The organism is Bacillus sp. FJAT-27245 (genome assembly GCF_001273955.1).
Classification (GTDB): domain Bacteria; phylum Bacillota; class Bacilli; order Bacillales; family Cytobacillaceae; genus Bacillus_D.
In genome coordinates, this window is sequence record NZ_LIGI01000001.1 from 1,211,980 (window position 1) to 1,235,814 (window position 23,835).

Annotated in this window: 21 protein-coding genes and 1 tRNA gene; 16 read left to right on the plus strand and 6 right to left on the minus strand. The window is 39.6% G+C overall.

Going from position 1 to position 23,835, the window contains the following annotated elements; all coding sequences use genetic code 11:
• Genes ADU24_RS06000 through ADU24_RS06010 form a run of 3 tightly spaced genes read left to right on the plus strand, consistent with a single transcriptional unit; the run spans position 1 to position 2,203 of the window.
• Positions 1-1,065: an Ldh family oxidoreductase gene (locus ADU24_RS06000; protein ID WP_053365776.1), complete on the plus strand. Its 1,065-nt coding sequence runs from the start codon at positions 1-3 to the stop codon at positions 1,063-1,065.
• 35 nt (positions 1,066-1,100) lie between these two features.
• Positions 1,101-1,442, plus strand: coding sequence for a hypothetical protein (locus tag ADU24_RS06005; protein ID WP_053365777.1), 342 nt, complete (start codon positions 1,101-1,103; stop codon positions 1,440-1,442).
• A gap of 32 nt (positions 1,443-1,474) precedes the next feature.
• Positions 1,475-2,203: an MFS transporter gene (locus ADU24_RS06010; protein WP_331457062.1), complete on the plus strand. Its 729-nt coding sequence runs from the start codon at positions 1,475-1,477 to the stop codon at positions 2,201-2,203.
• Positions 2,204-2,367: 164 nt separating this feature from the next.
• Here ADU24_RS06010 and fosB read toward each other — a convergent pair whose 3' ends face one another.
• The gene (gene fosB / locus ADU24_RS06015; RefSeq protein WP_053365779.1) at positions 2,368-2,793 is read right to left on the minus strand and encodes a metallothiol transferase FosB; all 426 of its coding nucleotides are present in this window, start codon (positions 2,791-2,793) and stop codon (positions 2,368-2,370) included.
• Positions 2,794-3,093: 300 nt separating this feature from the next.
• Here fosB and ADU24_RS06020 point away from each other — a divergent pair, with 300 nt between their 5' ends.
• From ADU24_RS06020 to ADU24_RS06030, 3 genes are all read left to right on the plus strand, one after another.
• Positions 3,094-6,126 (plus strand): efflux RND transporter permease subunit, encoded by a 3,033-nt coding sequence (locus ADU24_RS06020; protein WP_053365780.1) that lies wholly within the window; start codon positions 3,094-3,096, stop codon positions 6,124-6,126.
• Between the two features lie 228 nt (positions 6,127-6,354).
• Positions 6,355-6,795, plus strand: coding sequence for a hypothetical protein (locus tag ADU24_RS06025; RefSeq protein WP_053365781.1), 441 nt, complete (start codon positions 6,355-6,357; stop codon positions 6,793-6,795).
• A 248-nt stretch (positions 6,796-7,043) separates the two neighbouring features.
• Positions 7,044-7,646 carry a DnaA N-terminal domain-containing protein gene (locus ADU24_RS06030; RefSeq protein WP_053365782.1) on the plus strand — a complete coding sequence of 201 codons (603 nt, stop codon included), beginning with the start codon at positions 7,044-7,046 and terminating at the stop codon, positions 7,644-7,646.
• Between the two features lie 91 nt (positions 7,647-7,737).
• Here ADU24_RS06030 and ADU24_RS06035 read toward each other — a convergent pair whose 3' ends face one another.
• The gene (locus ADU24_RS06035; RefSeq protein WP_082306832.1) at positions 7,738-8,376 is read right to left on the minus strand and encodes a DsbA family oxidoreductase; all 639 of its coding nucleotides are present in this window, start codon (positions 8,374-8,376) and stop codon (positions 7,738-7,740) included.
• A 184-nt stretch (positions 8,377-8,560) separates the two neighbouring features.
• On the opposite strand from ADU24_RS06035, the gene ADU24_RS06040 reads away from it, so the two are divergent.
• Positions 8,561-8,633: transfer RNA gene (locus ADU24_RS06040), tRNA-Val, on the plus strand.
• A gap of 139 nt (positions 8,634-8,772) precedes the next feature.
• On the opposite strand, the gene ADU24_RS22500 is transcribed toward ADU24_RS06040, so the two are convergent.
• Positions 8,773-9,105, minus strand: coding sequence for a tyrosine-type recombinase/integrase (locus ADU24_RS22500; RefSeq protein ID WP_082306833.1), 333 nt, complete (start codon positions 9,103-9,105; stop codon positions 8,773-8,775).
• A gap of 1,262 nt (positions 9,106-10,367) precedes the next feature.
• Between ADU24_RS22500 and ADU24_RS06050 the strand changes: the two genes are divergently transcribed.
• From ADU24_RS06050 to ADU24_RS06075, 6 genes are all read left to right on the plus strand, one after another.
• Positions 10,368-10,676, plus strand: a complete 309-nt coding sequence (locus ADU24_RS06050; protein WP_053365784.1) for a general stress protein — start codon at positions 10,368-10,370, stop codon at positions 10,674-10,676.
• Between the two features lie 216 nt (positions 10,677-10,892).
• Positions 10,893-12,863 (plus strand): right-handed parallel beta-helix repeat-containing protein, encoded by a 1,971-nt coding sequence (locus ADU24_RS06055; RefSeq protein ID WP_053365785.1) that lies wholly within the window; start codon positions 10,893-10,895, stop codon positions 12,861-12,863.
• A 134-nt stretch (positions 12,864-12,997) separates the two neighbouring features.
• Positions 12,998-13,294 (plus strand): trypsin-like peptidase domain-containing protein, encoded by a 297-nt coding sequence (locus ADU24_RS23515; RefSeq protein WP_082306834.1) that lies wholly within the window; start codon positions 12,998-13,000, stop codon positions 13,292-13,294.
• Positions 13,295-13,816: 522 nt separating this feature from the next.
• Entirely contained in the window at positions 13,817-15,364 is a 1,548-nt protein-coding gene (locus ADU24_RS06065) for a right-handed parallel beta-helix repeat-containing protein (RefSeq protein WP_053365787.1), read from the plus strand.
• Between the two features lie 326 nt (positions 15,365-15,690).
• Positions 15,691-16,071 (plus strand): DMT family transporter, encoded by a 381-nt coding sequence (locus ADU24_RS06070; protein ID WP_053365788.1) that lies wholly within the window; start codon positions 15,691-15,693, stop codon positions 16,069-16,071.
• A gap of 312 nt (positions 16,072-16,383) precedes the next feature.
• The gene (locus tag ADU24_RS06075; RefSeq protein ID WP_053365789.1) at positions 16,384-17,610 is read left to right on the plus strand and encodes a Bcr/CflA family multidrug efflux MFS transporter; all 1,227 of its coding nucleotides are present in this window, start codon (positions 16,384-16,386) and stop codon (positions 17,608-17,610) included.
• 297 nt (positions 17,611-17,907) lie between these two features.
• Here ADU24_RS06075 and ADU24_RS06080 read toward each other — a convergent pair whose 3' ends face one another.
• The gene (locus ADU24_RS06080) at positions 17,908-19,155 is read right to left on the minus strand and encodes a DNA cytosine methyltransferase (protein WP_053365790.1); all 1,248 of its coding nucleotides are present in this window, start codon (positions 19,153-19,155) and stop codon (positions 17,908-17,910) included.
• Positions 19,156-19,265: 110 nt separating this feature from the next.
• Between ADU24_RS06080 and ADU24_RS06085 the strand changes: the two genes are divergently transcribed.
• Positions 19,266-20,990, plus strand: coding sequence for a hypothetical protein (locus ADU24_RS06085; RefSeq protein WP_053365791.1), 1,725 nt, complete (start codon positions 19,266-19,268; stop codon positions 20,988-20,990).
• 1 nt (position 20,991) lies between these two features.
• Here the strand turns inward: ADU24_RS06085 and ADU24_RS06090 are convergent, their stop codons facing one another.
• Both ADU24_RS06090 and ADU24_RS06095 read right to left on the minus strand, forming a co-directional pair.
• A complete protein-coding gene (locus tag ADU24_RS06090) occupies positions 20,992-21,426 on the minus strand; it encodes a very short patch repair endonuclease (protein ID WP_053365792.1) in 435 nt (144 codons plus the stop codon).
• Between the two features lie 233 nt (positions 21,427-21,659).
• Positions 21,660-21,857, minus strand: coding sequence for a hypothetical protein (locus ADU24_RS06095; RefSeq protein ID WP_053365793.1), 198 nt, complete (start codon positions 21,855-21,857; stop codon positions 21,660-21,662).
• Positions 21,858-22,215: 358 nt separating this feature from the next.
• On the opposite strand from ADU24_RS06095, the gene ADU24_RS06100 reads away from it, so the two are divergent.
• Complete coding sequence (locus tag ADU24_RS06100; RefSeq protein WP_197277479.1) at positions 22,216-22,575, plus strand: hypothetical protein; 360 nt, start codon at positions 22,216-22,218, stop codon at positions 22,573-22,575.
• A 249-nt stretch (positions 22,576-22,824) separates the two neighbouring features.
• Positions 22,825-23,745, plus strand: a complete 921-nt coding sequence (locus tag ADU24_RS06105; RefSeq protein WP_053365795.1) for a hypothetical protein — start codon at positions 22,825-22,827, stop codon at positions 23,743-23,745.
• The last annotated feature ends 90 nt before the right edge of the window (positions 23,746-23,835 follow it).

The window sequence follows — 23,835 nt, forward strand, 5'->3', positions numbered from 1 at the left end:
GTGGCAGTTTTAGAAAAGATGATTAAAGTTGATCCGAAAAAGCTGGAAAAAGCAGTGGTTGATATTTTCTCAGCACATAGTAATTCAGGTGAAGATGCAAATTGTGTAGCAAAGCATCTCGTTTTAGCAAACCTAAGGGGGATCGAATCCCACGGAGTTGTTCGAGTAAAGCCATATATTGATAGATTAAAAATGAATTTAGTAGCGAGTAAGAATAATATCCATATAGAAAATGATTTCCCTTCATTCTGCAGGGTGAATGGAGGAAACAACTTAGGGATTATTGTTGCAACAAAAGCGGTTGAATTAGCAATAAATAAAGCCAAAGCAACCGGATTGGCATGTATAGGTGTATATAACTCAAATCATTGTGGGATGCTGGCAGACTACACGAATAAAATCGCGGACGCAGGCTGTATCGGGTTTGCAGTATCGAACGCACCTTCAAGTATGGCACCTTGGGGGGGAAAGGCAAAGTACTTTGGTACGAATCCCCTCTCGTATGCTATCCCGACTTTTACAGATCGAAACATTGTTTTTGACATGGCCACCAGCGTAGTAGCTAGAGGAAAAATAACGTACGCATTAAAAAACAATCATAAAATACCGCTTGGTTGGGCATTAGACAAACATGGGAAATTTACGGAAGATCCTGAAGCCGCACTAGAAGGGATTGTTTTACCAGTTGGAGGGCCAAAGGGCTCTGGATTGGCCCTGCTAGTAGATATCTTATCGGGCATTATTTCAGGAGCAGCATTCGGTACAAATATCGGCAGCATGAAACAAGTTGATAGGACACAAAATGTCGGCCATTTTTTCTTTGCTATGCGCCCTGATTTATTCGTAGAAATAGATACGTTTAAGGATAATATCCAAAAACTTAAATCAGATATAAAAAATTTGGCTACAGCTGATGGGGTAGAGGAAATATTACTCCCGGGTGAATTGGAATACGATTTAATGGAAAGCCGTCTGCAAAATGGCTTACCATTAAGTACAGTTATCGTAGAAGAATTAGCCGATATAGCGCGTGATAAAGGAATAAAATTTGAGTTGTTAAATTAAATTCAAATGATGCTCCTATCTAGGATGGGGTCTATTTGATTAATAAAATTGTCGGTATTTTAATGTTGATACACATTAGCTATCGCGCGAGTAGTTTACATATTAGTCTGTATGCATTATCTCTGGAAGCGAATGCGTTTCAATTGGGAATGATTATATCGGCTGGCTCTTTATTTCCAATGCTTTTCGCGGTATGGGTAGGCAGATTGTCAGATAAGTACGGATATAAAATCCAACTGGTTTTTGGAGCTTTTTTAGGTGGGATATCCCTTTTCATACCGTTTCTCTTCCAAGGCAATATAATCATTCTTATTTTTACTCAGGTGCTTTTTGGTATCGCCTATATTTTTGCAAAAACTTTTTTACAAATGGGTTAAGCATTTCGCTCGCGGGATTCATTGGGCCCATTATCGCTGGAGTTGGAATCGGCTTAATAAGTTATAGACCCACCTTCCTTGTTTTATCATTAATATGTTTTGTATGTGGAGTCTTGATCATCAGTAATACGATTCCTTTCCCGGAAGCAGAAATTCGACAAGTGGTAGTAAAGGCTAGTAATCGCTTCGAATTGTTAACACACCCGGGATTACGAAAAATTTATTTAATTAGCGCCATCGTTCTGACAGGGATAGGGTTGTATGAATTTTATTTCCCAATCTATGCAGAATTCATAAAGTTTAGTGCTACCTCTATCGGAATCATTATTAGTGCGAATTCAATTGCTTATTATATTGTTCGTTTATTTATGCCAATGATTTCGAGAAGATATAGCGAATCCATTATTATTTCAAGTTGCTTTTTAATTGCTGGCTTATGTTTTGTTTTTATCCCTCTAACAAATAATTTCATATTACTAATGCTTATCTCTTTTTTCCTAGGATTGGGAATGGGTTGTGCGCAGCCGCTAACAATTAATATGGTTTATAATAGTTCCCCGGCTGGTAGAACAGGTGAAGTGTTAGGAATCAGAATTTCTATAAATAAGGGAGTGCAATTTGTTGTCCCCATACTTTTTGGGTTAATCGGAACAAAAATGGGTTTTACACCCATTTTTGTATCGGTAGGCATTCTATTTTTACTGTTACTGTTCTATACAGGAAAGGTAGATACCACAGCGGAATATTCTAATATAAATTAGCATAATGAGTAACAATAGACTGTTTTTACTTATGTTTAAGGTTTATCATATAAAAACGGAGAGTAATCTATATATGATTTACTCTCTTTTCTTATTCTGCATCTCCCATATTTTAAATAAAAATAGCGTGAAAATTGGTTAACATATTAACTTTTATAGTTGCTCTATTCCTCATAAAACTCCATATGCCCCTTATCTTCCCGATAATACGCCAGCCGATCCTCCAACGTCCCCGTATGGAACTCAAACTTATGCCCATCCGGATCCACGAAATACACCGACCGCTTATCCCGCTGATCCCGCTCCCGCCCAGGAAGAATCTCCACGCCCAGCCGCTTCAGCCGATCAACCATCCCATCAAACTCCGCCTCATCCACCGAAAACGCCACATGCGTATACGAAGCCCGAATCTCATTCCGTGGAACATCCTCCTCCACATTCAGCGCCAACCACATCCCAGCCAGATCAAAATACGCCGTACTCCGCCCCTTCACCAGCAACCTCGCACCCAACGCCTCCCGATAAAACGCAACCGACCGCTCCAAATCACTCACCGAAAACAAAAAATGATTCAACCCCTTAACACCCAAACCCCTCAACCCCCTCTTATGTAAAAAGCCAGCCCTTTGGCTGGCGGCAACGCACAAAGCCAACATCCAACAATTAGACGCACAACGCACACCGCTCGTTACCTTTCATTATAAGTATACAATTTCTAAAGATTTGCAGTTTACTCTTTTAACTCAGCATGCCTGCCAGTTAACTTTTTCTTAAGAAAAAAAGAACCAAATGTTAAGTTTTTCATTTATTACCATTTAGTAGTGCAAAAGACCCGGATGTTAAGTATAATTTTCCTATATTGCAAGGAAAAAAGAATGCGGGGGATGTGTATGACATGGTTTACAAAATGGGCGTTGCGGAATAGGGCTGCAGTTGTTTTTTCCGTAATTGTCTCGATGATTTTCGGCGTTTTCAGCTATATGACGATTCCGATGGAACTCATGCCGTCAGCTGACCAGCCTTATATTACGGTCTCGACGGTAGGCAACGGCCTGGATGCCGTCACAATGGATGAACAGGTASCGCAGCCTATTGAAAAAGCCTTAACAGGCATCAAAGGGAAACGCAATGTAATCGCCGAAACCGGCAATAACTTCACCCAGATGATGATAACGTTTGAATCCGGCACAAATTTAAGAGAAGCAAAGCAGCAGATCCAAGAAAACATCTCGATGGTCAACCTACCAAATGGCGTCATGAAACCATATGTGGTCCTGCTGAATACATCACAGATCCCCATTGTTCATCTAGGGCTTACCTTTGATAAGGAAATTGAAAACAAAGAAATAAGCCTCGTGGAAAATGAAGTTCTCCCCCAGCTCAAGAACATAAGGGGAGTAGGGAACGTTATAAAGTACGGTAGTAAGAACCAGCAGGTCATGATTAAGGTCGATCCGGCAAAACTTGCCGCTGCCCAAATCCCTCTCGAAAAGATGTACACGCTCCTCCAGGGGAAAAATGCTACTGTCGCTGTAGGTGAGCAAACCTTGGGTAAACAGGCGACGAGCATTATTGTAACCGGTAAAATTGACAGCATTCAAGATATGGAGAACCTTCAGTTGAATGCGGCCACTAAATTGAAAGATGTGGCTGAGGTATCAATGGAGAAGGACACAAAGAGTATTGCGCATATGAATGGAAAGAATTTCATTCATCTCATTATCCAGAAAGATTCCACGGGTAATGCGGTCACGGTAGGCAAGCAGGTAGAGGAAGTTGCCAAGAAGATCAATAAGGATTACAAAGGAATTTTCAATGCAACGATTTTCATTAATTTAGCAGATACGGTACTGGATTCAATCAATGCGATGACAAGGGAAGTACTGACTGGCGCCTTATTTGCGACCTTGATTATCTGGCTGTTCCTGAAAAGCTTCCGCATGACCCTGATCACCATTGTCAGCATCCCGCTTTCGCTATGTTTAACGATGATTTTGCTTACCTTCTTCGGGGTTACGTTGAACATCCTCACTTTAGGCGGAATCGCGGTTTCGGTCGGGCGGCTTGTTGATGACAGCATCGTTGTCGTCGAAAACATTTACCGAAGAAAAAGGGAGAAAGTTCTTACCCCTGCCTTTATTGTAGACTCCGTTAAAGAGGTTGCCGCTGCGGTTACATCATCGACCCTCACGACGGTAGCGGTATTCCTGCCAATGATGCTTGCTTCCGGCAGTTTAAGAGATTTAATCGCACCGTTTGCGATTACCATTACGTGTTCGCTCCTGGCTTCCTTGCTCGTATCACTAACCGTCGTGCCAATGCTCAGCCAGCGAATGATGGCAAAAGTAAAAATAAAAGAGCATAAAAAAGGAGCATTTTATCCGAAAATCCTGAGCTGGTCCCTGAACCATAAATGGCTGCCAATTTTACTATCCGTTGTGGTAATCATCAGTTCAATCGGCTTGTTTGCGGCGATGCCAAAAGGTTCCGTCGACCAAAAGGATAGCGCGTATCTATCCATTTGGCTTCGCTACCAAAATGGAACCGAATTCAAGGAAATGGAAAACGGGATAAAGAGAATGGAAAACCTTCTTTCCGCAAAGAAAGACGTTACAAACCACATTGTCCTGGCCGGGACGAATGCCGATGCTGCCCAGTTTGGCGAGCTTCAGGATCCAAACCAGGCCCAGTTCATGGTGTTCCTGAAAGAAGGGACAGATTCCGCTAAACTGGTTCAGAAACTGAGGAACGAAAAAGAACAATTCCCGGGAGCGGAGTTAACTGCCAACACGGCAGGGCTCATGGGTGAGAATAAAACGACTGTATCTGTGGATGTCATCGGAAATAATGAGGAAGGCATTAAACGGGCGGCAGACAAAGTCAAGAAAACATTCGAAGGCATTGACGGTGTCAAAAAAGTAGAAACCAATGAAGAAGATCAAAAGCCGACCGTGACCGTAACGGTAAACCCAACCGTCGCCAATGCCCAGCAAATTTCCCAATCCATCCGCGGCATGATCGAGCCGGCAGTAATCGGTGCTGTTGAAATCGACGGCCGAAGCACGCTTGTCCAACTTGGTGCTCTGCAGGAAATCAATAGTGCGGACGATTTGAAGGCTCTTCAGTTGATGACTCCTGAAGGACCGGTTGTCTTGTCAAGCATCGCAACCATTGAGGAGTCCAACAAACCGGGTACTATTTTCTCAAAAGACGGCCACCATTACCTTCAGGTCAACGCTGTTGTCGACCCGAAGAAAATGGTCGATGTCGCCGGGGAAATTAATAAACAATTGGCAGTCTGGAAGCAAGACAACACATTCGGAGAGGGAACAAGCGCTGAAATCACCGGCGCATCCATGCAGTCATCCGATGATCTAGTCGAGCTTGGGAAACTTGCCCTCTTCTCCATTGGAATCGTGTTTATCATCCTTCTCGTCACATTAAAGTCATTCCGGGCGAGCATTGCGATATTGCTGTCCTTGCCACTTGCGGCAATTGGATCCCTCTTAGGGCTTGTCGTAACAAAATCCGGCATTGATATTTCATCCGGAATCGGGATGCTGATGCTTGTCGGAATCGTCGTGACGAATGCGATTGTGCTTGTCGACCGGATCCGCCATAACGAAGAGACCATGACGATCAGGGAAGCCATCATGGAAGCAGGGACTGTAAGGCTGCGGCCAATCCTGATGACCGCGCTTGCCACCGTTTTTGCCATGGCTCCGCTATTATTTGCGCACGAATCCGCAATGAGCATGAATCTTGTTTCAAAAGGGCTTGCTGTCGTCGTTATTTTCGGGCTGCTCGTATCAACGTTCCTGACGCTGATCGTAATCCCGACATTCTATGAACTGTTCCACTTCCGAAAGGCGAAAAAACAAAGGCAACATACCAGTCCTGTATCTGTTGAATTAAACGTCTAAAAAACTAAGTTACGATGAAACAGCCATAGCTGGGTTGTTTCTTTTATTTTGAAAAGCCAGCCGCCAAACCGGCTGGCGGCAACGCACACAGCCGGCACCCACCAATTAGCCAGCCAACGCACCCAATTCGTACTAGTAATGTAGGCGAACCGTTCCTAAAAGAAATGTGTGTTTTTTCATCTTTTGAGTATAGCAATATATGAGAAAATTTTTTAGGAGGGGCTAGGAATGGAAGAAAAAGAATTGCTATTGAAACTGAATGCCGAACAACTATTAATGCGGGTGATACGCTACAACCAGCTTGTTCACTTAGATGCACCTGAAATAGTTAGAGCCTCGGAATTAAGAATGATTCTGGAATCGTTATGTAAAGCAGTTGCATCAACCAAGGCATACCCAGGTGAATGTCATAAGGATTTTATTCAAGAGCCGTTAGTGGAAAAATGGTCAAAGCATAACGAGGATTTCTTTAGGGGAGCTGATGAAGAAACATTGGAGCTATTGCGATACCATGTTAATCGAAATTTATCTGGAAGAGCCAAAGCAATAATCGAGATTATTGAGGAAGAGAGGGAAGAAGAAGAGCGGGAGCAATTGCATAAGCAGCATGGGGTTACAGATATTGATGATTATAAATTTAAAAAGATTTTCGATGTAGAACTATCCTAAACCGAACTGTGTTAGGTTTTTTTATGGGGTAGTGAAAATAAATAGAACCTTCATAAATAAGCAACAACGTTTGTAAGTGTCCTTAAGAAAGACAGCTCAACCTAACTGCAACGTATGTTTATGTAACATTGCAGAGATGTGAACTAGTATAGTGGGCTATAATGTAAAGGAACAATGAAACTATGAAACCCAACATAAAAATAGAATTCTGATGAGGGTTCCTAACAAACTGAAAGGATTGAGCCTGCATGTGTGAGCACATAAGCGAAGAAATGGTTAAAAAAATCGATGAGGAACGGATAAAGCAAGCCTTGGAAAATGGCAAATGGTTCGACGCGATGGTTTTATTCAAGTATTCAGCTCTTACAAAGGAAGAATTTAACCAAATTCAACAATCCAGTTCTAGTTATGATCAGCAATTAAAGGATTACATAAAGGAAAAAGATACAAAACGGATTGAGAAAGCATTGGCAGCAAATCAAAATCAAGCCGCGGACTATATTTTTTGGAGTTCCGAACTGACTGGTCAAGAATACGAAAACCTCAAGCATAAATATAAGGTTACCAAAACTAGTGGCACAGCAAATAGTGAAATGAAAAATCAAAAAGCGGATATTTGGGGAGAAATATTGACCATTATATCTTCAGAGATTTCTACTCCATCCTTCGAAACATGGTTTAAGAAAACGGAAGTCCAACTAGAGGGAAATACACTCATCATTTCGTGTGACAATTCCTTTCAAAAAGATTGGTTAAGAGAACGATACCTTGAGCTTATTTCTTCCAGTGCAGAAAAAGTCCTAGGAAAAACAGTCGATATTAAATTCTATACCGAGGATCAAGAGTGGTAACTTAATCCTTGGAATGTTGGTGCAAGTCTTCAGTCCAAGCCCTTTTATGTAAAAAGCCAGCCGGTTTCCCGGCTGGCGCCCACGAACAAAGTCAGCAGCCATCAATCCCGCAAGCTTCGCCCGCAGCTGGCGGCTCCTTGCCGAGCTCGCGCTCAATATACCGCTCCAGCATCTCCTTCGTGTTCAATCCTTGAACACGCTGGTCCCCAATAAAAAACGTAGGAACAGCTGTAATCTGGGCTTCCTCATACGCATGGCGAAGAGCCTCCTGGTGCGCCTGCTCATACTTCCGCGTTTCAAGTGCCTCCCGGAACGTTGCCTCATCAAGTCCTGCTTTCCCCGCAACATCCGTCAGCACATTAATATCGCCAATATCACGGCCATCAACAAAGAAGGCAGCTAACACACCTTCTGTGTACTCGTTCCCTTTTCCATGCTCTTTCGCAAACAGGGTTCCTTCATGCGCTAGATGTGTATGTGGCTGCGGATCAACATCCGGAAGGACGATTTTTACGTTAAAACGCTCAGCCATCGGCCATACTGAGCCATGCCAAGCATTTTGGATATAATCGCCCTTTGGTGACAGCGTCTCATGGGGAAACGGCCGCAGCTCAAATGGCATCCATTCCAGTTCAACATCCTTGCCTTTAATTGCTTCCTTTAGCGGAGCCTCCGCTATATAACAAAACGGTCAAACAAAATCTGAATATATACGAATCTTCAATGTCACTCGAATCCCTCCCGAAATAGTAAGGTGTACTAATAGTGTAAGCGGGAGTGGGGATGGCATCCAAATTATCTGCTTTAAAGACGGAAGCTTTCATTATGTAATGAATTTAATAAAAAGGTATTGACTTTAACTTTGTTTCTTAGTATAGTAATTATTGTCCTCACCAAGAGGAAAACTTAATAACGATTCCGTAGCTCAGCTGGGAGAGCACTACCTTGACAGGGTAGGGGTCGCTGGTTCGAACCCAGTCGGAATCATACTCGAAAAAGCCACAAATTCTTTTATTAAAAGGGTTTGTGGCTTTTTTTGTTAAACGAGTGCTGCCAATTTTTTTGCTTTTATTAAATGCGAACATCTTGTAAAGTTCTTCAGTTGAATGTGTTTGCTAATAATTTGCTAACAGAATTTATCTTCTTGTTTTCCCCTCAGTTTTTCTGCAAATGTTTCAGCTACATAACTATGAGAATTAGGAATTAGATGAGCGTAAATTTCTAATGTGGTTCTGGGATTGGAATGTCCCAGGCGGTTAGCAATTTTTACAATATCAACACCACTCGATATCAAAATGGATGCGTGTGTATGTCTCATATCGTGAAACCTAATTACTGTTACTCCAGAAGAACGTATGTATTTTTTTATTGTTCTTAATGTATTTCTCGGGTCAATCACACAACCAAATTTTGTGCAAATAACCAAATCAATATCGTAATAAGCAGTCCCCAATTTCATTTTATGTTACGTTTTGTTCTTCTTTAATTTTTGTTAATTCACTTGACTCTTGCATTATTTGATAAAAACCCTAAAAAAGGGCATACGGGTAGTGCAGTTAAGAAAATCGGTTTTTAAGCGATTAGTTTGAGGGTTTTAAAAACCTTATCCAATGGGGTGTTGGCCCAACCTTCCTGGTACACATACACGACCAGTTGTCCAAACATGTCGCTCCTTATTTTTCTGACTGCTTCTCCGAAGGTGATCAGGGATTCCTTTGACCACTCCATCCTTTGAAGTTCGAGGAAATTCTGCGTCAGGTACAGTATGGTTCAGTACCGTTGGATTACCTTATAGGAATGAAGCTGATAATGGTCAAAGCCCATCATTTCCTTGAAGTAGCGGTACGCCGTCTCGATCTCCCAGCGAATATTCTAATATTCCAGGATGGTCACGACATCCAGGCTGATATCCGTTGAGAGTAAGCAAAATGGTTTTTTCTCACTGGAAAAAGATTTTCCCATGATAATAGGACCCTGGCATTATCAATATTCGAAATGGAGCCCTCATAGTCATAAATGCGAAATCTCCCTTTATCCTTCATGGTAACGGAATGAAGGTCGGAGTTTTCAATATTCCGGCGACTCGGTTGGTACACCATGGGGATTCCTTCAGGAAGCGTGTCATTGAACTAAGGTCGCGGTTCTTACCGGTATTTTCCCGGATTTGTGTTATCGTCTTTCGGCCCTCTGCCAGAATAATTCCATGCATATGGAAGTAAGATGATTCATCTGAGGCTTAGAAAGGCAAAGACCGAATAATAGTACGAATTTAACGATAGCTGAATAGAAGGATACCATGACCTTAGACATCTCCTTTTTTCTGGCTTTTTGTTTGGTGTGGTAACCTACAAATTCCACGAATTAAGGGATGTCATTCTTATTTTTAGGGACATGTCAAAACAAGTTAAAAAGCGACATTTTTTACGACATGGTTTTTGCAAGACTCAAGTACTTTATTATAAGGGAGAGTAATTTTTGGAACAATTCAGATTATTATTGTTTGGTATTATTCAACTAGGAACAGGTATATCTATGTTTTATTCAGTTTGAAAGAAACGTATTTTTGGGATTGCAACCTTACCAAAACAGTAATATTAGAAATCGGAGTATACTGGTTAAGTAAGCTACCAAGGTGGTATCAAATAAGCGGAACAATGGCTTTAACTGGTTTTATGAGTGGGAGTGCTTTATTTAGTGGTTTCTGAATAAAGTGTTAAAATTATGAAATATTATGATGACATTAAGACATTCCTTTCTGAAATACTGCTAGAGGGGAAAGAGAAATATGTATTTCCCTACAATGAACGTCAATCGGAGCAGCTTATTGGGGAAAACGGCACGGATGAAACCTCCCTTGAAGAGCATAGCCTAATCGATATTATGGATATTATGGCATTTTTCCATACGAGCAGAGGTGAACAATTAAGGGATAAAATGGTCTTGCTGGGACTTTCCGAAGAAGAAGCAGAACGCCTCGAACATGAACTTGAGAAGGGAAAAAACGTCATCATAGGCTGTAAAGCGGATTAAAACGCCTTGCCCTTTTGGGCTGGGCCCTTTTTACATAAAAGAACAGTGGTATTTCGGCAAATAAATAGGTGTAAACTCCTCCTGCTTATTTCCTAAGTACCTATACTTCTGATTTTGAACAAGCATATAAATATCATATCTAAGAAGTACAGGGTAATGCCTGAAGGCTTTTCAGACCTGGTACGGATATAGAATTTTTAGCAAAGAGGTGAGAAAATGGATTTTGCAAATGAGGAACAAAGTAAGATGACTCCTCCTAACAATAAGGATTTATCAGCTTCTATGTCCAGTATCACATTGCAGGCGAGCGATCCTACGGGCAGGATGCAGTCGACCGCCGAATTACAAACGTTATTTGATAAATCGGCAACTGGGGACACCATCGTTATCCCCCCTGGCCTTTACTGGGTAGAAAAAAATAAGGGATTAACCGACTTCCCGAATAATGACCAGCCATGCCTGCTGCTAAGAGGGAAGAAGAATATCAGGATTAGTGCCTGGGGTGCCACGTTTGAAACTCGCACTCATGCACAGGGAATATTGGAACTTCAGCTTTGTGAAGACATCGTCATTGAAGGACTGAAAACAAAAGGATACGGCAAGTTTCCTCCGTTGGATCCAGTAACCGGTTATGGAGAAAAGGGTACCACGGCAGGAGGTTATCCAACATCGGGTTATTGGAATTACTATAAGAACAATAGCTTTGATACCAGTGCGAAATTAAAAAATGATGGAATTCCTTTCGGAACGTTTGGTGGCGGGTTTATAGGAAATATTGGATCTGGAATATTGATTCACCGTGGGTGCAGGCGGATCACCCTTGAAAAATGTGAAAGTTACGGTTTTAATTATGCGGGGTTCCTTATTGGCCACCTGGGCGATTATTTTCCAGCTAATTTAGGTTATAGTGATAATTCAGATATCAAATTTATCAATTGCTATGGCCATGATAATTATTCAGCTAATTTTGCCATGTCAGCTGTTGACCGGCCGGAAGTCATCGATTGCCTCATTGAGCGGGCAGGCCATCCAAACGCCTCGAAAACCCATACTTATGTAGATCCCGGGTATGGGATCAATATGGTGGGCACCAACTATTCAAAAGCACGGGATGGATTGTTCCACGCTAATACCATACGGGGCAACAAAAGAAAGGGAATTGATGCCCATTCCGGAGGCGGTATGATTGCAACGGATAATTTTATAGCCGATTCCATGGTATGCGGGATTTTTTATCAATATGTAAATTCTACTCAATACGCACGGGACTCCATTATTGCCAATAATAAAATGGTCAATTGCGGATATGCGAGAAATCCACTTGCAGCCATCGCACTTGAAGGGGCAAGGGGAGGTACAAAAGCAACCCAGGAATTGAATGCTTTAGTGAAAAACAATCATATAAAAAAATGCTTCGGGACATACGGTATCATTTTTGTAGGAGCATTTGACCGAGTATCAATAGAGGGAAATATAATCCATGAAGTTCCAGACCAGCTTGATAAAACCATCACTGCCTTTAACCCTTATGCTATCTATTGCGGTTATTCCGTGGCCACACAGCCTAACTATTCGGGTAACGTCAGCCATAATGAGGTTGAGATAGAGGATTCAGCTATCCCGATTGGAATCATGGTGCGAAATCTTCAGGAAGGAACGGTGTCAGGCAATACCGTCAAGCTTCCGCATTCAGCAGCTAAAAATGGAATTAAGCTCTGGAATTGTGATAAAGTCGGGGCGTTTGGGAATACAGTTCGGCTTGGCACAATTGGGGAACCATTAACAGCTGAAACAAACGGAACCGTTCTTGCAAATACTCTCACGGGCGGTAACGCAGCCTATCAGCCTATTCAAGGGCAGCCCGTTGCATTTCGAATCGCGGCCAATTCCGGGAATGGAGTTGTTACCTACAAAGCCGGCACTCAATTTGTCGATTCTATCGTATCGAATACGTATGGGCTAGCAGTCAATTTAAAAAATGTGCCATCAGGAACGAGCCCTTTCGTAAAAGTGATGGATGCGGGTGCCGGGGGGCTTGTAGCAGGATCAACCGTGATGGGATATTATTATATTCGATCTGCTTCCCACACCCAGGTGATGGTTGGAATCAAAGCAAACCAAACAGCAAGCCACACCCCATTTAACACATTAAAAAGCGGGGCATTGGATATAGAAATTACCATTTAATCATTTTATATGTGATGAGGGGAAACCATGTTTGGGGTTTCCCCTAATTTATGTTTAGGCAGGTCATTGGATGGGGTGGGGTAACGGACATTTTTATCCTATTGGAACACCGCTTTGTCCGATAGAGCGGGGTTATGTATGAAGGACACTTTTACGATTTTGCAGCTCGATTTTGTCCCTCATCACCCCATGAAGGACACTTTTCGCCTTCTAACTCAGGAATTTCTGCAATGATATACGGAGGAAATAGCGGGGGCCCTGTTGTTAATGAATATAATGAAGTAGTGGGTGTTGCAGTTAAAGGAGCGACAATGAAGGGTGTATCCCCCAATGAAATAATTCCCATTTCTAATGTAATTAACTTAGCAAGAAAAAATGGATTATTAGATAAAAAGGAAGAAAATGATTTAATACACTCCAAGAAATTTTAAAAAATTATTTTCTATTCCTTCAGGCTTTTTTGTTTTTTTTCGGCACTCAAAATGTCTTGCAGAAACAAGGGTAGGCATGCATTAGTAAGGTTTTTAGTAAGATTTCTTCTATTAAAAGAGTCAATTAATCAGACAAGTTATATTTTTCACAAAGAGAAAATTCCCTTATTAGGAAAGCAATAAAGCCAGCTCTATTGACCAGAAATCTGACAGAGAGCCGGCTTTCCTATAAGGACTATATAATCAGGAGCCCAATTATTAGGGGCTCCTTTTTTTAGGATGACTGCTTAATCAATAAGACCCGTATAATCATGACATTAGCTCAACTGCACAGTAGAATCCATTATGTAATTAACCTTCTCCTTAAAACACTTAGTCTAAAAAATGTCAAAAATTCGTCACTTTTTACCTACATAAATCTACCTAATTTATGTATAATAATGCTAAAAATATCAAGATTACTATGAAAAAGAGACTATTTTTAGTGTTTTTTGGTTAGTTATCGGGAGTAGGAGAAGGAAAATGCGGCATCTGAGAATTTACTTTAAGGGTTTTATTATTATTTTAATTCTGTCCATCATTTGGCTGCCCAATACATTGGCAGCTGGTCAGGGAATGATAGACGATAATAAAAATGGCTTAGATGATAATTGGGAGTGGGAGTATGGCCTGGGATCAGGCATGGAATTTGAGGATTTTGATAATGATGGGCTGTACAATCTTGCAGAAGTAAAAATGGGGCTTAATCCACAAGTGGCAGATAATGATAAAAACAACGTTATACTTGTGTCGGATATGATTGACACAAGCCTGGCTAACAGTGGTTTTGATATGACGGATCAATTGCAAAAGGCATTAAATCTTGGAGCCGGCAAAAATGTTGTTTTGCCGTATGAAAGCTCATATAAAGTCAGTGGATTAAAGATTCCCGACAACACCATTCTTATTGGGTACGGGTCAAAGATTTACAATGATAATAAACACCAGACCCTGTTGACTATTGGCAGTGGGGTAAAGCTATATGGTATTGAGCTTCAAGGGTCAGGCAATAAGATCGCAGATAGTAAAGGAATCGGGATAAGGATTCAGGGAGCAGGTGCTGCTGGCTATACCAAAAATATTGTCATAGAGGATGTAAAGATTCGCAATATAGGCTTTTATGGTATCCTTGCTGAATTTGCTGATAATGTAAAGATTTCAAATACTAATATTCATGATATTGGATTTGCAGGCATTGGGGGTCTTTCTGTCAGAAATATGCATATTGATAGGAGCCACATAAAGGGAATTTCACCAGGAAGCGTAGGGAATGCCTATGGCGTCTTCTTCTCGCGAAAGGGTGCTGAGAGCAGCTTAGAAGCACATCCGAGAAGTGCGGATAGTTCTGTGACAGACAGTATAATAGAAGACATTCCGTTATGGGAGGCTTTAGATACTCATGGCGGGGAGAATATTACATTTAACAACAATACAATACGAAATACCAAGGTTGGAATCGCATTTGTTAATGCAACAGGAAATAATGGAATGGATTTATATGGATCCCAGAAATGCACGGCCAAAGGCAACCGAATAGATGGGATCGGTAAGGGATATGGGATTGTAGTCGCTGGAGCTTCGTCTGATAACAGCAGAGACTGCACTATAGAAGGTAATCAATTAACTGAAGCCGGACAGCAAGGAAATAACATCTCGGGTGCTATTCAGGCGTCATTTACTAAAGACTTAGTGATAAAAGATAATACTCTAGTCAATTCATATGCAAATGGCATTCACTTATATACTCACAATCATCAGTTTTCAGTTTCTGGGAACAAAGTAGAGGACGTTCAGGATAATGTATATGTGGCGCCATCTGCCATCGCCTTTCGTTCGGGCAATAATTCCGGTACTATTTCAGGAAATAACCTCATAAGAAAAAATGAAAAATTAAATGCTTATGTCTCAATGAGAGGAATCAATATTTCCACACCAACCGGAATGGAACTGTTGATTGGCCAAAATACTAACAACTGTGTTCTTCCCCTAGCAGGAGGAACAGGTAATCACGTAATATATATATTAAATTAAAAGCTGCCGCCATGGGAAATCTGGATTTTTGTCGCTGATAATATTATTATTTTTCCTAAATAGCGGCTGTATGGAGGAAGGGTCGTCCTTATATTGGAGCAACTGTATAACTTATGATAGAATCCATTAATATGAGTCTGGTAACTTAATTGTTATTCGGACTTTTTTCTTTTTTTTAGCAAAATCCCCCCCCTCTCATTGTGTTGGTAGTGGACAAAAAGTAAGAGCAATTTCAGACAGAAGGAAAGGGGATAGAGAGGGTAACCAAACGAACCTATGCAACAAATTAATGAGCTAATTAACATGATTCAGGAGGAAGAATAACAATGTCTCACCTTTTTTTAATGCTCGCCATCATTTTAGAACTTATTGGTTCTTCTTTATTGAAAGCATCTGAGGGATTTTCAAAACTTTACCCTACGCTTGGTGTTATAGTAGCTTTCGTTAGCTGCTTTTTCTTTTTATCGTTATCACTTAAAACAATGCCATTAAATACTGCATATGCAATCTGGTCAGGAATTGGAATCATTGCCACGACGATTATTTCAGTGATTATTTGGAAAGAAAAAATTAATTTGGCTAGTATCACAGGAATAGCACTTATAGTTGTTGGAGTAGTAATATTGAATTTATTCGGGCCCGGGCATGATGAATCTAGTAGTAAAGCGAATAAATCGTCAGAAGTTTTAACGGAAAACAATGACTAATTATTTTTGGTGCTTTCCTCTCTAAGAATTGTTTTCAAATAAACAGAAAATACCTAAGAAAGGATAGATGGGGCATATCTATAGTGCTTTATCTATCCTTTTTCTTTTGGCTCACTCTAAGAGTCTGAGAAGCTAGCCATAAGTCCGGAAAATAGAAGGACTAGTCCACTTTGAGTTTAAAAAGCAAATTTATTTCTATTAAATGTTTACCAAAAGGGATAGTTCAGGATATAATGGACAAATGCGAAATTTCGGTTACCGAAACTTATTAGGTCTTCAGCATGAAAAACCATATAGAAAGGGGAGACCGACTTGAATAAATCCAGCAGAAAGAAACGGCTGCAGCTTGCTTTGCTTTTAGGCTCACTTGGCATTTTGGGGCCATTTACAATCGATACGTATTTGCCGGCCTTCCCTACCATAGTAAAGGAATTTGATACGACGGCTTCACTTGTCCAAATCAGCTTGACTGCCGCTTTATTGGGTCTTGGTCTAGGGCAATTGGTCATTGGGCCATTAAGTGATGTGAAAGGGCGCAAAAAGCCGTTGGTATTCTTCCTATGTCTTTACATCCTAGCATCTCTCGCATGCTCAATCGCACCGAATATCTCTCTTCTTATAGCGGCCCGTTTTGTACAAGGCTTTGCGGCATCAGGCGGAATTGTCTTATCCAGAGCCATTGTAAGGGATCTTTTTAGCGGAAAAGAACTCACAAAGTTTTTCACATTAATGGTGTTGGTTGGGAACCTCGGGCCAATTATTGCACCGGTTGCAGGAGGAGCCATCCTAGCGTTTCAGGATTGGAATTGGGTATTTATTGTCCTTGCATGTATTGGGGTCGTATTGACCATTACCGTTTCATATAAGTTAAAAGAGACTTTGCCACCAGAAAAGCGAGTCCCAAGTAATTTGCCTCAGGTTGTCGGCAATTTTGGAACATTATTTAAAAACAAAGAATTCATGGGCTATGCCTTTACCCAAGGGTTCATCACGGCTGGCATTTTTGCCTATGTTTCTGGCATTCCGTTTGTTTACCAAAACATTTACGGGGTAACCCCTCAGCAGTTTAGTCTGTTATTCGGGGTCAATGGGTTGGCCTTGATTATCGGAAGCCAGTCAGTCGGACGCTTGACAGACATCGTTTCGGAACGGACTTTCTTGAAAATAGGCCTGGCTTTAGCGAATGTAGCAAGTTTTAGTTTACTCATTGCACTCGTATTGGAAGCCCCGTTGATTGGTGTCGCGATTCCAGTTTTCTTTTTCCTATCTTCCATAAGTATGATAGGAACATCGTCTTTCACATTGGCCATACAATCTCAAGGGCATATGGCAGGCAGTGCTTCTGCTTTATTGGGGGTATTGCCATTTGTCATGGGTTCCTTGGCCGCCCCGCTCGTAGGAATTGGCGGAGCTTACACAGGAGTACCAATGGCCGCCGTAATTTTTGGCGCCAGTACTTTGGCGTTTATGTGTTATTTCTTCTTGGTAAGAAAAACCAAGACCCCGGAGACGGTGTTGGTAGCAGAGCGAAAAATTTAAGAAGCAAAAAATCATTATTAAGAAGTTGTCACAAAGACCGTTAATCATCGGATCTTTGAGGCAGCTTTTTTTATTGGTTCTGTTTTTAAGGTGATTATTTGAACAAATCCAAGACTTACAAATCGAATAGAAGACAGCTTTATAATTTTCACAATCTTAGGGAATTAGGATTACGGCTCTGGTGTATTTGAAAAAAAGATTGATAAGGAATGATATCAAACTTAGTTTTAATTCAAATTTTTAATAAAAAAACCCGATCAAATGACTTAAGAAGCCTTTGTTCGGGTATTTTTTTGCTTATTTTAACGTAAATGTTTCTTGCTTTATTAAGTCTAAGTTATCTTTCGCCCAATTAGCAAGTGGCATTGCCATAGCTTTTGCTAATAATACAGGTACCGCATTCCCAATTTGTTTATATTGCTTGTCCAATCTGTTGTTTGGTTGAACAGCAAAGTTATCTCCATCAGAGAAATAAAACCAATCTGGGAAAGTTTGAATTCGAGCAACTTCTCTAACTGATAAACGGCGATGCTCTGTAATATCTCCAGGAAGTGTCCAATTATCTGGACCAATCTTTTCCATCTTTGGTCCCTTTGGATGCAAAGGGGCTTGCCGCCCGGAGGCTTGTATGGTGAAACTTTGCTCATCCCAATCCTTTTTTCGGTTCCTTGAGAGGTAGATAGGAGAAAAACCCCCTTCAAAGCAGGGACCTGGTTCATTTTCTAAATCTCTGATTGTATCATTTAATGTTTTAAAAGGTTTTTTATCAGGTCCATGTGTTGGTTCAGGGTGAGTATACTCAAAGTCTAAATCATCTCTAATACCCACAATAAATACTCTTTCCCTAATTTGTGGCACCCCATAATTTCTTGCATTTACTAATTTGGTTTTGATTTTATACCCTGCAGAAGAAAAGTCTTGTTCAATTTGTTTTAAGACTTCACCTTTTCCAAGTGTTATCAGACCTTTGACATTTTCTGCTATAAAGGCAAAAGGCCTTGCTTGAAGTAAACATCTAATAAAGTGAATATAGAGGAAATTTCTTTCATCATCAATTAAGCGAGGACCTGCTTCACTAAAACCAGGACAAGGAAAGCCCCCTAGAACTAAATCAGCTTTTGGAAAATATTTCACTTTTCTAATATCTAACTCTTGTTGGTATACATGAGGAAAATTGCGTCTGTAGGACTCGTTTGCTTCTTTAAATAAGTCATTTGAATAAATTGTATGAAAAATACTCTCATTTCGAACTGCATCGTACCAATCTTTTTCTTTAAAAGCCTTCATAGCTTCTTCTTCCCCAAGTACAGCTGATAGTCCCGCTAGCTCGACCCCTAAGTCAAGTCCACCACATCCTGAAAACAAGCTAATAACATTGATTTTGTCATCTCGATAGTTTAGTTGTGGTAGAGGGTTTTGATCCTTTAAACTATTTATCAATTTTTCTTCTTCCTTAATTTTTTCTAGGAGAAGCTTTTTAACTTGTTCAGTGTCATACTCTTTTAAAGGGCGGTATTTAGCGCGTCCTCTTTCTTCTAGTTTCATAGTATATACCTCCCGATATCATATAGAGGTATTTTATCACTTTTTACATTGGTTGGCCAGTTTTTTCTATATATTTGATAATGTATAATTAGGTAAAAGAGGTGAGATAATTGAAAAAGAACCCAAGGCGGATTGGTGACCAACACGTTAAATCGGTTTGTGAAGCATTATTATTGTCATTAAAAAATCTGTCTATTGATTCATTTCCCGAGACAACTAAAAGAACGGTAAACTATATTATTAAAATTTATCCAAATATTAATTACGTAATTTCAAAATTTAATAATGACAATCCAGACCAAGAAAAAGATATAACAATTTTTTTGGATAACAATGAACAAATATCAATTAATTTGTTTCTAATAAAAAAGGGGGCTCGAATCCAGCCTAAAAACATTGGCGCAAAAAGCTTCTTTTCAAAATACTTTTTAGATGAGGAAACCCAGTCTGTATTTAATGGGTTTTTTGTAAGAAAATACAAGGAGTTTTTATCAGCCATTGTAGAAGAAAAATTAGGTATTCATTATATATTTGGCATAACTGAATTAAAAAAGCTTATAAGAAAGTACTATCCCTCATTCACTGAGGAAATAAATCCACTAAGAAATGATTTTTTATATGCTCTTCGGGAAGAAGCTTTTATTTTAATAAAGGAATTATATAACAGAAAAGATAGTGGGTTTATTCATGCTTTTAATAATTTATTTATGACGGAGGATTTAAACCTTGTTACTAGTTACGGAAGATATGATTCCGATATAAATATAGAGGAATTTAATTATAATTTGACTGCTTTTAACGAAATAAATTTATATAAGATAGGCAAAAATTCATTAGGTATAAAATTTGGGGATATTGCATTAACCTTACGGTTTAAGTTTGAGAGCGGACCAATATCCTCTATTAAACTGGCAACAAGTTACGCAACTTTTCCATCTCAATCAGAAAACTTTGTTAAGAATAATAAGACTTTAAGCAAAGTTGCGGAGTTAATAGAAAAACATCAGTATATTCAAGGGAAGAACTCGAGTAATGCAATCGGTAAATGCCATGAGGCTTTTACTTACTATAATATAGTGAAACAAAACCCGGAGGTAACTCAAGTTGATGCAGAGGAGTGTACTCGTCTAATAGAGAGATATTCCTCTTTAGTAAAAGAAGATGTTTTACAAAAACTTTTTGATTCAACTTCTTCAATTACTTCTGCAATTTCCTCTTACCTAAGTAAAAAATACGGAGATTACGTAATAGAAAGTATAGAGTTGGTGCCGGAAAGTTACATCAGTGATAGATTAAATACAGGCGACTTACAGTTAATTTTAAGGAAAGGCGAGAAATATATACAAGAAGATTTTTCTCTTAAAGCCTTAGCGAAAACTGGAAGAAAAGTTACTACAAAAAACCCGGGGATTGGATCTATACTTGGTCCTACATATTTTAATGTAGGAAGTATTACTTCATTTGTTTCTGATGTAAAAGAAGAATATTTAGCTGGAAATATAAACCGTAGTGAAAGTTTAGAAATAATTGCAGAAGAGCTTGGCACGAAAATTCAGGGTGGAAGCCAAGAACAATTAAGGACAGGAATAGAAAACTTATTTGGAAAAGCAACGATGGCAATAACATTTTATGATGAGGGTAAAAGTATTTATAAAGAACACACAGAGATTTTAGGGGAAATAAAAGTTTTGTTACAGACACCTACAGCAATACAGAATACTCTATCTTGGAATGCCGATTTAGAACAAATAAGTTTAAGGGTAAAATTTAGTAAAGGTGAAACTCACGGTTGGTCCTCAATTAAATTAACATCTGAATATCAAATAAAACAATAGCCTATCTGTTAGAGGCTATTGTTTTATTTTTACATTCTTCAATGAAAGTTGCTAATTCATCTATGGTATTATTTAAATTTTCTCTCACATCATGCTCCCATATCCTTTTTAAATTCCATCTTAATTTTTTGTAATGTTCTCTGACTTTTGCCTCACGTTGAATATTTTTATTTAATTTTTTATCCCAATACTCCTGGTTGGATTTTGGGCGATGGCCATGTATGGGGCAAAAATGCCAAAAACAAGAATCGATAAAAATAACAACTTTATATTTTTTTATGGATATATCTGGTTTGCCGAAAAGCGTATTATCATTTTTTCTAAAACGATACCCTTTTTTCCACAATTCTTTTGATACTAGGTTTTCAAGTTGAGATTGAGATTTAATGGAACGCATTACATGACTTCGTTGTTCTTTTGTAATTTTGTCTGCCATTGTCTTCACCCTTTGGAGCTTTTCCTATTATTTTACCTGTCAGAGTATTTAAGTAAACTTAAATAATATGTTAGAAAATAAAATAAGGGAAAAGTTTTGACTTTTCCCTTGAGGTAAACTCTCTTTGATGAATGTTAAAACTACAAATAATGAACATTGGCATGTTAAATATGGGTATATGTTTAATTCTTTATTTGTGTTTTGTTAAAGAGGGTATATGATAGTTGCTACTGCTAAATGATTCGATAATTTTTTGATATATCCTTGCCGTTTTCATCTTCTGCTCTAAGCAAATTTTTGTTGTAGTCTAGGTACATTGTGATTTCTGGTTTGTTTTTGATTACATATACATCTACAGACCTACCATAAAATTCTTCTGGGTCACCAGGTCCCACCCATTCTAAATCCTCTGTGAAACGAATCGGTTCCATATTATTCTCCCTTCAGTAAAAAATTTATACACTTAATTTATTTGCGAAATTTAAGGTTATGCATGTAAGCGCTAATTATTTTTTGAAAAGTCGGATTTAAAATTGCGTTGTGAATTATATATGTTTCTAAAAATTTAGATTTAATTGCTACCAGTTAAAACAAAATATTTAGCAATCTGGTTCTGTTGCTCTGATTTGCATTTTTCCGAAAGAGATTGATACGCTACCTAAAACTCAATGTAGATTCATTGCGGCATTATTTGGTAAAAAGCCGAAAGAGGGAAATGAGGCCCATGTCTAAAAACATTATCTCGATTTAATGCAGTTCTTTGAGGGATATGTCAGGAATTATCGGAGGTTGAACTTAACTAGACTTCATAATCGCTCCATGATGACCAATCGGGAAATTGATTATTTTGCTAATTTAGGTGAAATCCTTGGCTTTGATTCATTTGTCGAGGATTCTGAGTTTGATAAAAGTAAAAATCATTCCCGACCAATGGACCTTGCCTGGTGGAAATGGGACTTGCGGGAAAACAAGGAGTATTATGACCATCTTGCTTTACATTTGGAAAGGGAAAACTCATCAAATAAAGATATAGATACAATTGATAAGCTTTTTTCGGAAACAGAAAAGGACTCAAGAACAACGGGTAGTTGCGTGGGGAGATATGAGCTTTGGAGTTTTTTTAAAAAAAATGAAAGTTATGTAGCTTAAAGGGATTAAGGTTATTACACTTAAACAGTAATTAAGATATATATATGTAGGACGTGTTAAGGAAAATGAAAAATTCAAAAGGTTCATACCTGGGAGAAGTGTGATGAGGCACTTCTCTTTTCCTTTTTATAATATGAGCAAGGCTCATCTACGCAATTTCAAAATATTTGAAAATAATGGGAGCGAGGGGACGGTCCACATGTTAAAATGAGTATTATGAATTATCTTAACTTTCGGGAGGATTTTTAATTGGATGATAAGTTTAGCAAGCCAAAGAGTGTTGGGGAAATTTTGGATCATACGTTTACGCTGAGCAAGAATCATTTTAAGAAGTTTATGACCGTGCTTTTGGCAATCATGGGACCGGTTTATCTCATTGATGCGTTGTTTCAGGTGGGGGCGGGTAAACCATTGTTTCGTGATAAGAGTGGCGAGGGAGATTGGTTAGAGCAGATGTTGGCTAGCTTTGAGGGAACAGGCGAAGTTGACCCGTCGTTTATGCCGGCTGAATTTGTTGGAATCGGCGTGACCGCGCTGCTTAGTCTGTTTTTATTTCCGATTGCCCAAGCTGCCATTCTTTTCGCGGTTAACCATGTTCGTAAAAACGAAGAGTACACGGTTAGTTCGGTATTCAAATTGGCGTTGTCACGCTATTGGGCAATGCTTGGAAGCTCGATTTTGTACTTTCTCATGGCCATCGCCTTTATAGCCATCCCGACTATCGGAATAGTCGCAGGCGGTATGATTGGCGCGTTATCCAATGATGCTACGGGCATCATCCTGGCCGTCATCGGTTCGATTGGTCTCTTCCTTGTCGCGGTACTGTTGTTGACGCGCTTCAGCTTTTACTTTGGCTCAGTTGTACTGGACCGGAAATCGCCAGGGCTTGGCCGCAGCTGGAAGCTGACGAGAAAGCGAACATGGAAGCTGCTGGGCATCTATATTGTCTTTTCCCTGATTACGACTATTATCTCAGCATCCGTCGAGATGGCCTTTACCGCCTTTTTAGGAAGCAGTGTATTGCTTTCGATCATCGTCAGTCTAGTTTCCATTTTGACAACGATGTTTTTCTCTGTAGGCTATTGTGTCATCTACCTTGATTTAAAAGTGAGAAACGAGGCGGATGACCTGAAGGAATTACTTTCAGAATATGAGCCTGTTTCTTCTTAATCCCGCATTAACGGGCAGTAAGATCCCCACTTCAAGAATCTAGAACTATTCGAAGAAGTTAAGTGGGGGATCGACTGCCCGTAAAAGCCC

Bases quoted from the DNA above. Each gene is read 5' to 3' on its own strand.
- ADU24_RS06025 (WP_053365781.1), top strand. From the start codon at position 6,355: ATGGAAGAAAAAGAATTGCTATTGAAACTGAATGCCGAACAACTATTA.
- ADU24_RS06030 (WP_053365782.1), top strand. From the start codon at position 7,044: ATGTGTGAGCACATAAGCGAAGAAATGGTTAAAAAAATCGATGAGGAA.
- ADU24_RS22500 (WP_082306833.1), bottom strand. From the start codon at position 9,105: ATGAAATTGGGGACTGCTTATTACGATATTGATTTGGTTATTTGCACA.
- ADU24_RS06050 (WP_053365784.1), top strand. From the start codon at position 10,368: ATGAAATATTATGATGACATTAAGACATTCCTTTCTGAAATACTGCTA.
- ADU24_RS06055 (WP_053365785.1), top strand. From the start codon at position 10,893: ATGGATTTTGCAAATGAGGAACAAAGTAAGATGACTCCTCCTAACAAT.
- ADU24_RS23515 (WP_082306834.1), top strand. From the start codon at position 12,998: ATGTATGAAGGACACTTTTACGATTTTGCAGCTCGATTTTGTCCCTCA.
- ADU24_RS06065 (WP_053365787.1), top strand. From the start codon at position 13,817: ATGCGGCATCTGAGAATTTACTTTAAGGGTTTTATTATTATTTTAATT.
- ADU24_RS06070 (WP_053365788.1), top strand. From the start codon at position 15,691: ATGTCTCACCTTTTTTTAATGCTCGCCATCATTTTAGAACTTATTGGT.
- ADU24_RS06080 (WP_053365790.1), bottom strand. From the start codon at position 19,155: ATGAAACTAGAAGAAAGAGGACGCGCTAAATACCGCCCTTTAAAAGAG.
- ADU24_RS06090 (WP_053365792.1), bottom strand. From the start codon at position 21,426: ATGGCAGACAAAATTACAAAAGAACAACGAAGTCATGTAATGCGTTCC.
- ADU24_RS06095 (WP_053365793.1), bottom strand. From the start codon at position 21,857: ATGGAACCGATTCGTTTCACAGAGGATTTAGAATGGGTGGGACCTGGT.